8 protein-coding genes and 1 pseudogene are annotated in these 12,435 nt (G+C 61.4%); 3 read left to right on the forward strand and 6 right to left on the reverse strand.

Features of this window, described 5'->3' with window-relative positions:
• Positions 1–436, reverse strand: a pseudogene (locus GNZ13_RS06240) (IS5 family transposase); the annotation flags it as partial.
• An 882-nt stretch (positions 437–1,318) separates the two neighbouring features.
• Here GNZ13_RS06240 and GNZ13_RS06245 point away from each other — a divergent pair.
• Positions 1,319–3,568, forward strand: coding sequence for a GGDEF/EAL domain-containing response regulator (locus GNZ13_RS06245; protein ID WP_236001831.1), 2,250 nt, complete (start codon positions 1,319–1,321; stop codon positions 3,566–3,568).
• A gap of 1,362 nt (positions 3,569–4,930) precedes the next feature.
• Entirely contained in the window at positions 4,931–5,272 is a 342-nt protein-coding gene (locus tag GNZ13_RS06250) for a zinc ribbon domain-containing protein YjdM (RefSeq protein WP_172161476.1), read from the forward strand.
• Positions 5,273–5,374: 102 nt separating this feature from the next.
• Here GNZ13_RS06250 and GNZ13_RS06255 read toward each other — a convergent pair whose 3' ends face one another.
• Together GNZ13_RS06255 and GNZ13_RS06260 are read right to left on the reverse strand one after the other, a co-directional pair.
• A complete protein-coding gene (locus GNZ13_RS06255) occupies positions 5,375–5,797 on the reverse strand; it encodes an ACT domain-containing protein (RefSeq protein ID WP_172161478.1) in 423 nt (140 codons plus the stop codon).
• A gap of 72 nt (positions 5,798–5,869) precedes the next feature.
• On the reverse strand, positions 5,870–6,127 hold the full coding sequence (locus tag GNZ13_RS06260; RefSeq protein ID WP_172161480.1) for a hypothetical protein: 258 nt from the start codon (positions 6,125–6,127) through the stop codon (positions 5,870–5,872).
• A 492-nt stretch (positions 6,128–6,619) separates the two neighbouring features.
• Between GNZ13_RS06260 and acs the strand changes: the two genes are divergently transcribed.
• Positions 6,620–8,677 carry an acetate--CoA ligase gene (acs, locus tag GNZ13_RS06265; RefSeq protein WP_172161482.1) on the forward strand — a complete coding sequence of 686 codons (2,058 nt, stop codon included), beginning with the start codon at positions 6,620–6,622 and terminating at the stop codon, positions 8,675–8,677.
• A 35-nt stretch (positions 8,678–8,712) separates the two neighbouring features.
• Here the strand turns inward: acs and GNZ13_RS06270 are convergent, their stop codons facing one another.
• The 3 genes from GNZ13_RS06270 to rpoD all read right to left on the reverse strand — a co-directional run bounded on the left by GNZ13_RS06270 (position 8,713) and on the right by rpoD (position 12,372).
• Positions 8,713–9,192 (reverse strand): hypothetical protein, encoded by a 480-nt coding sequence (locus tag GNZ13_RS06270; RefSeq protein ID WP_172161484.1) that lies wholly within the window; start codon positions 9,190–9,192, stop codon positions 8,713–8,715.
• Between the two features lie 304 nt (positions 9,193–9,496).
• On the reverse strand, positions 9,497–9,964 hold the full coding sequence (fabZ, locus tag GNZ13_RS06275; RefSeq protein WP_172161486.1) for a 3-hydroxyacyl-ACP dehydratase FabZ: 468 nt from the start codon (positions 9,962–9,964) through the stop codon (positions 9,497–9,499).
• 278 nt (positions 9,965–10,242) lie between these two features.
• Positions 10,243–12,372, reverse strand: a complete 2,130-nt coding sequence (rpoD, locus tag GNZ13_RS06280; RefSeq protein ID WP_172161488.1) for an RNA polymerase sigma factor RpoD — start codon at positions 12,370–12,372, stop codon at positions 10,243–10,245.
• Between the last annotated feature and the right edge of the window lie 63 nt (positions 12,373–12,435).

A 12,435-nucleotide genomic window follows, 5' to 3' on the forward strand; every position in this document is an offset into this window, starting at 1 on the left:
GCGCTGATGTGAACGCCGTTTGCGTCGACGAGGATATGGTGTTTGGAACCGGGTCGCGCGCGATCGGTGGGGTTCGGGTCAGTTTTTCGCCCACCCCAACGGCTCGTACCGACGAGGAATCGACCGCAGCGTGTGAGAGGTCGATCTGACCAGCCTCGCGCAGCTTGTCGAGCAGCAGTTCGTGCAGCCGGTCCCACACACCCGCCTTCTGCCAGGCGTGCAGTCGTCGCCAGCAGGTTGCGCCGGAGCCAAAGCCCAATATGGTCGGCAGGTGGTTCCATCGTAGCCCCGTCCTCAGCACGAACAGGATGCCGTTCAACGCCGCCCGATCCGATACGCGTGGGCGACCAGGATGCTCTTTGCGCCGTGGCTTGGGCGGCGGCAGTAACGGTTCGATCAGCGTCCACAATTCGTCATCAATGATCGGCGCTTCCATTCCTTGGGTTCCGTTGTTGAGGCAACCAAGGTTAACAGCTTGCCGGGAAAGTAAACAGTCCCCTCACGGGGTTTTTGAACTGGCCTCTTACAAGAAACTGTCGCGCGTCGTGACTCGGAGGTCTGAACACTCTGGTCTCCGGTGCGACCATCCTTTCGCACCAGCAAGCGATTCGAGCCGAATCGCCCTTGACGCTCATTGCCAGTTCCACCGGCATCTGCCGCACCGCCCCGTGGCCCCCTGCGACGCCGACCAACAGCCGTGTGCGGCTAAAGTAGCGTGCACCGTTCTTGGGACGCACCGCTGCTGCGAGGCAGTGAGGCTAGCTGGACTTGTCAGACACCTATGCCCCACTATACTTTTAATCGTCTGACAGAACCGGCGGATTCCGCGGGGCGGAAACCCCAGAAGTACCCAGCCCGGCTTCGGACGCTGGGCATCCGCGTGGCTGCTTTCACACCTGGAATCTCAGCGCATTGCACGCGCGAACAGCCTGTGCCTGGCGCAAGGCGCAAGGCGCGGCAATGTTCGCGAATTCGCAGGACTACTCCTTGCCGTCAGGTCTTTCGCGACAGCAGGTCGGTTCGGTGCCGCACGATGAGCAGCGTCCCTCGAACGCCCGGAACGGCCGGGCCGCACGGACGGAGGAGCGAACGTTTGAGCGCCGCCGCGCTGCCCAGTTCCGTGATGGTGGCCGGGAGCACGGGAAACGCGCCGTCCATTGCGACAGCGCAACGAACGGGGGGAATTATGATTTCAGCCCATATTGTTCAGCACTGGCCATCAAGGGGCGGGGCGCACCGCACCACGCAGCCCGCGACGGCACAGATCGGCGCGCGGGTTCTGCCCGCGCATGGCCATCCAGGCCGGGAGAGGTCCCGGATGACTATGCAGACCGACGCGGCCAGTTGGCGCATTCTGGTGGTCGATGACGACCCGGCGACCCAGGGCGACCTGTGCAGGATTCTCTCTAGTCGTCCGGACAATGAGACTGCGCTGACGGCAACCCAAGCGATTTCGTCTGGGGGTGTAGCAGCTGCACGCGAGGCGTTTCAGATCGATTCCGTGCATTCGGGCCGGGAAGCGCTTGTGCGGGTCATGCGTGCGCTTGGGAGGAACCAGCCCTATGCCATGGCATTCATCAACATGCGCATGTCGTCCGGATGGGACAGCCTTCAGACGATCAGACGACTCATGAAGGTGGCCCCGCGTCTGAGATTCGCCCTGATTGGCGCGGATGCAGGCGCCTGCCGCGAAGCATTGGGCGTGCGCCCGGAGTCGGAGGATCGGCTGCTCATTCTGGACGAGCCATGGAACCCTGGCGAGATCCGTGAGACGGCGCGCCTGTTCGCTGCGAAGTGGCGGACGACAGCAGCGGCCGCTGCCAGGATGGGCCGCTTCGCGCAGGCGCTCGAGGAACGAGCCGAGACACTCGACGAGGTGAACATCATCGCCGAAAACTGTCCGGTCGTCTTTTACCGCCTGCGAGGCGAGCCTGCGCTTTCGCTCATGTACATATCGCATGACATCACCAGGCTCGGCCACGACCGTGCTGCCTTGCTGGCCTCACCCGCCTGGGTCAACGACCTGGTTGATCCGCGCGATCGAGCGAGGGTTGAGGCGGCCATCGCGGGCGTGCTGGAGCGGAGCGTCAACGGCGCATCAGTCGAGTTCCGCCTGCGCACGGGCGACGGAGCGTACCGTAGTGTCGAAAACCGCTTTATCCCGGTACGCGATAAAGATGGGCGGCTCATCGAAATTGAAGGCATCATCCTCGACAGAAGCAGAACGCAGGCGGCGGACGAAAAAGTTGCCCGGCTTGCCGGCACCGATGTGCTCACGGGGCTGGCGAACCGTGCGACATTCCTGCGTCGGCTGAACCGCGCGTTTGCCGCCGCCCAGCGTGGCGCGATGCCGTTTGCGGTCTTCCATCTGGGTCTCGATCATTTCGGGTTAGTCAATGACATGCGGGGTCGGCCGACCAGCGACCTGCTCCTTCGGGAGGTCGCCCGACGCTTGATGGCCTGTACGAACGAACGCGACCTGGTAGCCCGGGTCGGTGACGATGAATTCGCGGTATTGCAGGCGGAGACCAGAGAGCCTGCCAACGCCGGGGTTCTTGCGGTGAGGCTCGGGACCGCGCTGGCGTCTGCCTGTCGCCTCAACGGCAGCGACGTGCGGATCACCGCCAGCATCGGCGTCTGTCCTTACATCGAGGGAAGCCGCGGCGCGCACGCGCTGCTCTCTCAGGCTGACCAGGCATTCCACCGCGCCCGAGACGAGGGCGGCAACCGGTATCGTTTCGATTCCGACGGGCTCGATCAGGCGGTGCACGAACGGATGACGCTCGCCGACGATCTGCGAGACGCACTGGATCGCGGCGAGCTGGAACTCCAGTATCAGCCCGAGGTCGAGCTGTCCTCAGGGAACATAATCGGGATGGAAGGACTGGTGCGCTGGCACCATCCGACCCGTGGCCTGCTTGCCCCAGGTGTTTTCATGCCGCTCGCAGAGCAGACCGGCACCATGACAGCGATTCGACACTGGGTGCTGGACGAGGCGTGCCGCCAAATGAGGGCATGGCGTGACGAAGGGGTGGCCCCCCTGATGATCGCGGTCAACCTGTCCTTATGCGAACTCAGGGACGCTCAGGCGTTCATTCGCGATGTGACCGAAACCATCATGAAATGGCAGCTTGCCCCGTCCGATCTGGAGTTCGACGTGACCGAGGCAACCCTGACCCGGCTCGCGTGGGCACAAAATGATGTCCTCCAGGCGCTGCGTAAGTTCGGCTCGAAGATCGCCATCGACGATTTCGGCAGCGAGTACGCGTCGTTTGACTATATCCGGGCCTATAGCGTGAGTCATCTGAAGATCGCCCGGTCAGTCATCCAGCGGGTCGACAGCGATCCCGGGAGTGCGGCGACGATCCGCGCCATTGTCAACCTTGCACGCGAGGGTGGGATCGGCGTGATCGCACAGGGAGTGGAGACCGAACAGCAGCGTCAGTTTCTGGCTGACACAAATCGGGCGACGAAGGCGCAGGGCTTTCATTTCAGCCGGGCGGTGGGGGCCGCTGAGGCGAGCGCGCTTTTGCGCAGAGGCCGGATTGCTGGATCGATAGGAGTGTGAGGTCATGCGACAAGCAAGGCTTGACGCGATCGGGTCTGGTCCATGCCGCATCTGCGCAAACAATCCGTGCAAGCAGCAACCGGCATGCGAAGATGCAGATTTCGAGGAACGGTGGGGCAATACAGGCTTCCTGTCTTCGGCTGGCGTGGCCTGAAAATGGCCGGTCGGTCGAAAGCACGCATGGGCTGAAGTCCGTAGCGGAAGCTTTTAGCCGCTGAGCGGCGACGGTCGGTCAGCAGCTTCTAGCGGACATGCCAGCGCCGATCGGCGAATCGCAACTTCGGCCGCCGACTTGCCGGATCGAGTCGGCAGCTCAGGGCTTTCTGCACCACCGCTGCCATAGCGTTCTCCGCGTAGACGCAAAGACAGTTGCCAACAATACCTGGTCCCGGACTTTGGACGGAAACCGGTTGTCCTTCCTGCGGGCAGGTGACGATGTCGAAGTCGAAGCTGCTGCGGTCGATGGGGGCGAAATTGCGCCAGTCGGCTTTACCGTAGGCTTGGTCTTCGTACGGGGCCGAGTGGCCGGCGGCGAAGACCGACCGTGCGTACCAGCCGTTCCGCCGCCATCCATTCCGCAGTTTGGATCACACTTGAGTTGCGCCGCGGCAAAGTCAGGACACAAAGGACCTAGTGAGAGCGAAACTACGGAGCCAGGACGCGCCGAGTTCCATCCGCCAACTTTGCCCCTTCCAGCAGATGTCTGAACATGGAACTGACCTTAGTCGCATCGCGCGTCTACCGCGATGCTCTCTGGCATCCTCACCAGCGCACGGCAATTCAACACCACTGCTCGAGAGCATTAAGAACAATGCGGCATCCATCAAGTCGAGACGTGTGGATTGCCTGCGCTAGCCCACATACTCCCTGAGTCGCTACAGACGGCCTTTGGGACGAGACTTTCCCGGGCCGTTGGTGTGCTCGAAAATCCGAACCCTGCGTGGTCCCCTATCAAGCCAGACCTGCGGCTATTTGTGATCCGGACGCAACGCGCCGGCGTCAGCCGTCCGTTGATAGTAGCCGGCGAGTTCGCGCCGCACGCGTCTTTTTCCGCCTGCACATTCGCGTTACGCGAAAACCGATCTGTCGCGGTTGCGCACATTCGTCGATGAGACGTTTCCGGAACGGGCACAAGGCGAGCGCTCTTCGCCGACACCGTAGATATGCGCTGAGAAAATGTACACGTCGCAGATGCGGCGATGGCCCTGGTGCCGTCTTCCCCCCTGTTATCCAACACCCACGCCCGGGCTTGCCGCCTCCCTGTCCCGGGAGAGACGCAGGTCATGTGATGTTCACGCAAGCAACCCGTTGCCGGGCAGGTATACTGCCGGTCTTCAAATACCGGTACTCTGGGAGGAACCCATGTCGAACGTGCCAGCCTGCCCGCAATGCGCGATGGAAAACACGTATGCGGACGGCGACAACTATATCTGCGCCGACTGCGGCCACGAATGGCTCATTGCGGCAAGCGAGTCCGACGACAATCACGCGGACACTGTCGTCAAGGACGCCAACGGCAATATCCTTGCCGATGGTGACTCGGTTTCGCTGATCAAGGATCTGAAGGTCAAGGGCTCGTCGATCACGCTGAAAATGGGCACGAAGGTCAAGAGCATCCGTCTCGTCGGCGGTGATCATGAAGTTGACTGCAAGATGGACGCCGGCAACTTTATGCTCAAGGCCTGTTATCTGAAGAAAATCTGAAAAGCCGGCGTGGTGCTCATGCGAGTACCGTCCGGTTGCCACATTGAAGTCCTCCGGCTGCTGGCCTCACCAGCGCCACAGGACATCACCCGAGAGCGCATTTCAGGCCTTCTTCAGGATCTCTACAGTCTTCCTGACATCATCCAGCGAGTCCACCGCCACGTAGGCGACAAACTGTGTGCCGATCACGGCGGCCGAAAACCCGCGCAGGCTAATTTCTCCATCAGCAAGCTGCTGGGTCAACTCTGCAGCAACGCCCGGTCGATCCGGGCCCATGACCCGAACGGCGTGAAGACTACGGGTAACGTTGAACCCCACCTGTGCGGCCGCACGGATTTCCCTGTCACCCCGAAGCGGCGTGACGAAGACGACTCCCTTGCCGGGGTCTTCCGGTGCGCGCCGGGCAATGATGAACTGCAGATCTGCCCCCGCATGCCGCAGAGTAGCCAGCGCCTCTGCAAGGCCGCCGGGTCTGTCCTGGATGGTCGCCGCCCAAACGTCCACCTGCTCCACGAGAAGATCCATGGCTGATTCTCCTTCCTCTCTGCTATTCAGGCCTATTGAAAATCTAGTTCATGACTTACCCGCAAGCAAATCTCAGTGCGGTCGTGTGCCACAGTAGTCGTGCCAGAGATCCTGTTTCTCTTCCAGCAGCGAAAGTTCCGGATGGGCATACGGTCCGAAACCACCTGGACTTATATTGAGCGCAGCCTTTTTTCTCCTCAGGCCGGTGCGACTCCTGTTCTGTGCAAGCCACATGTCCTTGCGCGGCAGCGACGGGTTGAGGGCGTGGAGAACGTCCCAGTTGTGCACGCCACGGAAGACGGTGCCGAAGTCACGTCTGAACCGGAGCATGTTGCCAGGATCCCTGACGCACGGGAATACGAAGCCGCCACACTCCTCGGTCGGTACCTCATCCCATGGCATTCCCGACCGAGCGCCTCGGAGAGCGCCGGCAACCCGCGCGCCGCTCAGGTACCCGACGCGCCGTGGTACTCGTGATGACGATGGACGTGACCGCCGACTCGCGGACGGGAAAATCCAGGACGCGCTGGCGGAAGCGCTCCCCCAGCGACACTTCCGGCACCGGCATAAGCAGCACAAACTACCCGCCGCCCACGTCGACCAGGAACGATCCGTCCATGGACGGTACGTGCACGTGCTGGTTGAAGTTTTCGATATTCGAATGACTGCGCCCAGGGTCAACCCCTTTGCGTGCTTTCCTGGTAAGTCACCAGCCCAGCACTTAATATTTACCTACGCAGTCCAGTCATGTTTTGTGCGCACAGTTGTGGCAGAACAGCGCGCCAGGCGTAGTTGCTGCGGGTGCAAATCAAGGGGGCCGTCATGTCAGAGGACAAATCGCGTCACCATGCCGCGGAGCAGCAGACTGCGGATGTCTCCGAAGCGCAGATCGCGGTGCACTGGCCGGAGGAGGACTATTTCTCGCCGTCGAACCAGTTCATTGCGCAGGCCAATCTGGCAGACCCGGGCGTGTTCGCGCGCTTTTCCCTCGACAACTTCCCCGAGTACTTCAAGGAGTTCGCGGATCTTCTGGACTGGTACAAATACTGGGAGACGACCTTTGACGCCAGCCATCCTCCATTCTGGCGCTGGTTCGTCGGCGGCAGGATCAACGCGTGCTACAACTGCGTGGATCGCCACCTCCCCAGGTACAGGAACAAGACGGCGATCCATTTCGTGCCCGAACCGGAGAACGAGGCAATACAGCACCTCACCTATCAGGAGCTTTTCGTACGCGTCAACGAGTTTGCGGCCCTGTTGCGCGATTTCGGCGGCCTGAAGGCGGGCGACCGGGTAACCCTGCATATGCCGATGGTGGCGGAGCTGCCGATCACCATGCTCGCGTGCGCACGGCTCGGCGTGATTCACTCGCAGGTCTTCAGCGGATTCAGTGGAAAGGCGTGCGGCGATCGCGTGTCGGATTCCGGAAGCCGCCTGTTGATCACCATGGACGCCTATTCCCGCGCCGGCGAACTCATTGATCACAAGCAAAAGGCTGACACCGCGGTCATGGAGGCTGCCGGCACCGGTCATCAGGTCGACAAGGTTCTGATCTGGCAACGCTACCCGGGCAAGTACTCGAGTCCGACGAAACTCGTGGAGGGACGCGACGTCATCATCAACGACGTCCTCAAGGAGTTCCGTGGCAAACGGGTCGAACCCGTGCAGATGCCGGCCGAGGCGCCGCTTTTCCTCATGTACACAAGCGGCACCACGGGACGACCCAAGGGCTGCCAGCACTCCACCGGCGGCTACCTTGCCTACGTCACGTGGACGTCGAAGTACATCCAGGACATCCATCCCGAGGACGTATATTGGTGCATGGCCGACATCGGCTGGATCACCGGCCATTCCTATATCGTCTACGGACCTCTTGCACTCGCCGCTTCCTCGGTCGTGTACGAAGGGGTGCCGATGTATCCGGACGCGGGACGGCCGTGGCGTATCGCCGAAAACCTCGACGTCAACATCTTTCACACGTCACCCACGGCGATCCGCGCGCTGCGACGCAACGGACCCGACGAGCCTGCGAAATACAACTTCCATTTCAAGCACATGACCACCGTGGGCGAGCCGATCGAGCCCGAAGTCTGGAAGTGGTACCACACGGTGGTCGGCAAGGGCGAGGCGGTCATCGTGGACACCTGGTGGCAGACCGAAAACGGCGGATTCCTTTGCAGCACGGTGCCGGCGATTCACAAGATGAAGCCCGGCAGCACGGGACCCGCGATTCCAGGCATTCATCCGGTGATCTATGACGACGAGGGAACGGAGCTGCCAGGCGGTTCCGGCCGGGCCGGCAACATCTGCATCCGCAACCCCTGGCCCGGGTCCTTCCAGACCATCTGGAAGGACCCTGATCGCTACGTCAGCCAGTACTACTCGCGCTATTGTCATGATCCCGCGAGCAAGGACTGGCGCGATTGGCCTTATATGGCTGGTGATGGCGCGGTGCAGGCAGCGGACGGTTATTATCGGATCCTCGGCCGCATTGATGACGTGATCAACGTCGCCGGCCATCGACTCGGCACCAAGGAAATCGAGTCGGCCGCCCTCCTCGTGCCGGATGTCGCCGAGGCGGCAGTGGTGCCGGTCGCCGACCCGATCAAGGGCAAGGTGCCTGACCTCTATGTTTCATTGAAGCCGGGACTCGTGCCCTCCGTGAAGCTTGCGAATAAAGTCACGGCATCGGTGGTTTCCCAGATCGGCGCAATCGCGCGGCCGCGTCGTGTCGTTATCGTGCCCGATATGCCCAAGACGCGCTCGGGAAAAATCATGCGCCGTGTGCTCGCGGCGATTTCCAATCATCAGGATCCTGGCGACGTGTCCACCCTCGCCAATCCGGAGATTGTTGAACAGATCAAGGAACTCGCCCGGTAGCGCAAAGGCGCGCATCGAACGATTACCCCAATAAATCAATCTGTCGTCGGCGGCCCTGGCAAGGAGCCATTAATTCCGGCCCGAAGGTGCCGCCAGCGGGCCAGCTCTTCTAACACATCGGCACGCGATCGCCCAGGTGTCACCTCCAGCCCGACCGGTCGCAATTCTCGCGCAGTGTCCCAGAATTGTTCTGCGCAATGACTCTCAACGATTGGAGTGAGAGGCACCCGGTAGGTACTGTGCAGAAGCACAAGGAACGCAAGACCATAACCTTTTCGTCTGACAGGCTCAGATACCTCAAGCCGATAGATGTACAAATGATCTGAGCGTGGTGACAGGCCGTAAGTCGCTTCCCCCACCTTTTCACCGGCAATGCTGAAGATCGCGGTTTCCCAGACTGGATTAGGCAACGTTGGTGATCCGGGGTCGCTTGTGGTGGTCCTGACACTGATCGCGGGCAGACCGCGTATTTTGCGTCGCCAGGACAAAGTGCGCAGGAAATCGATTATTTTCATGCGATGTCTGCGGCACGCTGAGGGTAACGGTTCGTGTCGCTGAATTCCAGGCGCACGCAACTGGTACAAAGCCGTCGAGCCATATGTCCAGTATCGCAGGACACGTCGCGTAAAAAAATCGGCATCGGCTAAAGCGGCGATAGGACGAGGATGACTGCGTGTAGGGGATTTCCTACGGGAGGGCTATACGAAACGCATCTCCCACTGCTGCACAGGATGCGCCGGATCACGATCGATCCTGCTCGTGTGCTTCCGGGTCCGTTGCGTTATTTGTTATCTGGATGCGTCAGCGTCGGCCAGCACCTTACTGGCCGTCCCCATTCGTATGCCGGACCGTGCAAATCAGACCGGCCTCCGCCGCGACCACGCCATCCACTTCGGCGCGTGCCTTGAACTTCCAGATACCGCGCATGTGCCGCTCGAACGTCGCGTTCAGGATCAGCTGGTCGCCAGGTTCCACCACGCGCCTGAATCGCGCGTTGTCGATGCCGACGAACAGGTACAGCGTGTTGGCCGGATCATGCGGCTCTTCCGAGAAGGTCAACAGCGCAGCCGTCTGTGCGAGTGCTTCCAGAATCAGTACGCCCGGCATCACCGGACGACTCGGGAAGTGGCCCGTGAAGTACGGTTCATTGATTGACACATTCTTCAGCGCCTTGATGCGCTTGTGCGGCTCGAGTTCGAGCACCCGATCGACCAGCAGGATCGGATAGCGATGCGGCAGCAGCGTGAGAATCCTGTGAATGTCGAGATTGATTTTTTCAGTGCTCATGGTATTTCTGTTCACGCATTGACCGCGCGATGATCACTCCGGATGCTGGTGCAGGTGGATCGGTAACGCATGCTGCCCGGTCACAGCAACCGACCCTTCTGGCCTGATACCCGCTCGAACCTTGCCCGGTGCTCACGCCTTGTCGCCCGAGGCATTGGCAGCCGCCGCGTCGAATGCCCTGATACGGTCGCGCAGTCTGTCAAATTGCACATCACCGCGGCGCTTCGTTTCTCATCCGGTGTACACGGCCCCGTAGGGCCGTGTATCGCCTCTGGTTTCTACTCCTCGCCCAGGAACGACTTCAATCGCCCGGACCGGGCCGGGTGCCGCAGCTTGCGCAGTGCCTTGGCTTCAATCTGACGGATCCGTTCGCGCGTCACCTCAAACTGTTGTCCGAGTTCCTCCAGTGTGTGATCCCGGCCGCTCTCGATACCGAAACGCAGGCGCAGAATCTTCGCTTCGCGCGGCGTCAACGTCGTGAGCGCCTCGCTGACGGCATCCCTCATGCTGGCGTGCAGCGCTGCATCGTCGGGTAAAATCGCCGCGGGGTCCTCGATCAGGTCACCCACGGACGTGTCGTCGTTTTCCCCGACGGACGCATCCAGGGAAACCGGCTCCCTGACGATCCGCAGCATTGCCAGAATCTTCTTTTCCTGCATCTCCATCCGCTCCGCCAGCACGGCGGCGTCCGGTTCCCGTCCGGTTTCCTGCAGGATCTGGCGCGAGATCCGTTTCAGTTTGTTGATCGATTCGATCATGTGGACAGGGACCCGGATTGTGCGCGCCTGATCCGCGACCGACCGGCTGATGGCCTGCCGGATCCACCAGGTTGCGTAGGTGGAGAACTTGTACCCACGACGGTATTCAAACTTGTCAACGGCTCGCATCAAACCGATATTGCCTTCCTGTATCAGGTCGAGAAACAGCAGGCCGCGGTTCACGTACCGCTTCGCGATCGAGATCACCAGCCGCAGATTCGCTTCGATCATTTCGCCTTTCGCGCGCAGCGTTGTCGCTTCACTTGCGCTCATCGCGCGACAGACCTCCCTGAAATCATCGAGCGGCAGCACGACCCGCTTTTGCAAAGCAAGCAGTTTTTCCTGTTCCAGCTGGATCGCAGGGAGGTTTCGCTCCAGCACGCAACTGAACGGGTGCCCTGCTGTGATGAGTTGCTGCGGCCACGCCGGGTTGGTCTCGTTGCCCCGGAAATGCGCGACAAACATATCGCGAGGCACGCCACACCGGTCAACCGCGATCCGCGCGATTTCGCGCTCGATGGTCCGGACCCCGTCGGCGGATACCCGCAACGCGCTCGTCAAACGCTCAATCGTGCGCGCCGTGAAGCGGATCGTCGTCAGTTCGGTCTCGATCGCTGCCCGTGCGGCGCGATAACGCCCAGATCCGTAACCCTCCGTTTCGTAGGCATCCCGCAATTGCTCGAACAAGTCAGCTACCGTTGCCAGCTTCGCCAGCGCGTCACGCTTCAGGGTCTCGCTCTGCAGATCGGCCGACGCGCCTTCAGCACCGTCATCATCTTCGTCTCCCTGATCCTCGTCGAGGACCGGATCGCCGTCGACGCTTTCCTCCGCGACGGCAATAATGTCATCCGTCTCCACTGCAGCGGGGTCAATCATCCCATCGACGACCTCTTCGATAGCGGTTGCGCCGCTGGCAACGCCGTCAGCGATCGCCAGTATCTCGGCAATCGTTGTCGGGCACGAAGATATGGCCCGGATCACGTCGTTGCGACCCTCTTCGATGCGCCGCGCAAGCGCAATTTCCCCCTGGCGGGTGAGGAGTTCAGTGGTACCCATCTCGCGCATGTACATGCGCACGGGATCGGTGGTGCGGCCGAACTCGGCGTCCACGCTCGAGATGGCCGCCACGGCCTCTTCCTCGACCTGCTCATCAGACGAACCCGCGACCGCATGATCGTGCATCACCATGGACTCGGCGTCCGGTGCCTGCTCGAATACGGCGATGCCCATGTCGCTGAAGGCTCTGATCACGTTTTCGATCGCATCAGGTTGCGCCAGGCGCTCAGGCAGGCAATCGCTAATTTCCCCACGAATGACGAACCCGCGCTCATTTCCGAGCTTGACCAGCGCGCGCAGGCCCGCGCGGCCGTCGTCGTTTTCTCCAGCGGACTCATCCGGTAGCGCGGCACCGGCGTCGTGCACCCGTGCGTTTGCTTTCATCCGGCGTGAACCGGTCCCCGGTGGAACTGTTGCGACCGCCGACCCGGAGTCCCGCGCTCCTTCCAGCGTCGAGGAGCTCGCTGGTCGCGTTGTGACCGCGGCCGCCGTGCGTGCGCGATCCGTAACGTCTATGCCGGCGTGTGCACTCGTCACGTTGAGGTTGCCCGGCACCACGTCAAGTGTCTGCTTCTTCACAGCCTTTTTCGTCACGCGGTCGCTCCTTAGGATTTGGCGTCAGGGGTAGCGCGCAGCACGTGCGGCGGCCTTCTCGAG

Origin of the sequence: Paraburkholderia elongata, assembly GCF_013177735.1 — a bacterium.
GTDB classification, from domain to species: domain Bacteria; phylum Pseudomonadota; class Gammaproteobacteria; order Burkholderiales; family Burkholderiaceae; genus Paraburkholderia; species Paraburkholderia elongata.

Bases quoted from the DNA above. Each gene is read 5' to 3' on its own strand.
- GNZ13_RS06270 (WP_172161484.1), bottom strand. From the start codon at position 9,192: ATGAAAATAATCGATTTCCTGCGCACTTTGTCCTGGCGACGCAAAATA.
- GNZ13_RS06255 (WP_172161478.1), bottom strand. From the start codon at position 5,797: ATGGATCTTCTCGTGGAGCAGGTGGACGTTTGGGCGGCGACCATCCAG.
- fabZ (WP_172161486.1), bottom strand. From the start codon at position 9,964: ATGAGCACTGAAAAAATCAATCTCGACATTCACAGGATTCTCACGCTG.
- acs (WP_172161482.1), top strand. From the start codon at position 6,620: ATGTCAGAGGACAAATCGCGTCACCATGCCGCGGAGCAGCAGACTGCG.
- GNZ13_RS06250 (WP_172161476.1), top strand. From the start codon at position 4,931: ATGTCGAACGTGCCAGCCTGCCCGCAATGCGCGATGGAAAACACGTAT.
- GNZ13_RS06260 (WP_172161480.1), bottom strand. From the start codon at position 6,127: ATGCTCCGGTTCAGACGTGACTTCGGCACCGTCTTCCGTGGCGTGCAC.
- GNZ13_RS06245 (WP_236001831.1), top strand. From the start codon at position 1,319: ATGACTATGCAGACCGACGCGGCCAGTTGGCGCATTCTGGTGGTCGAT.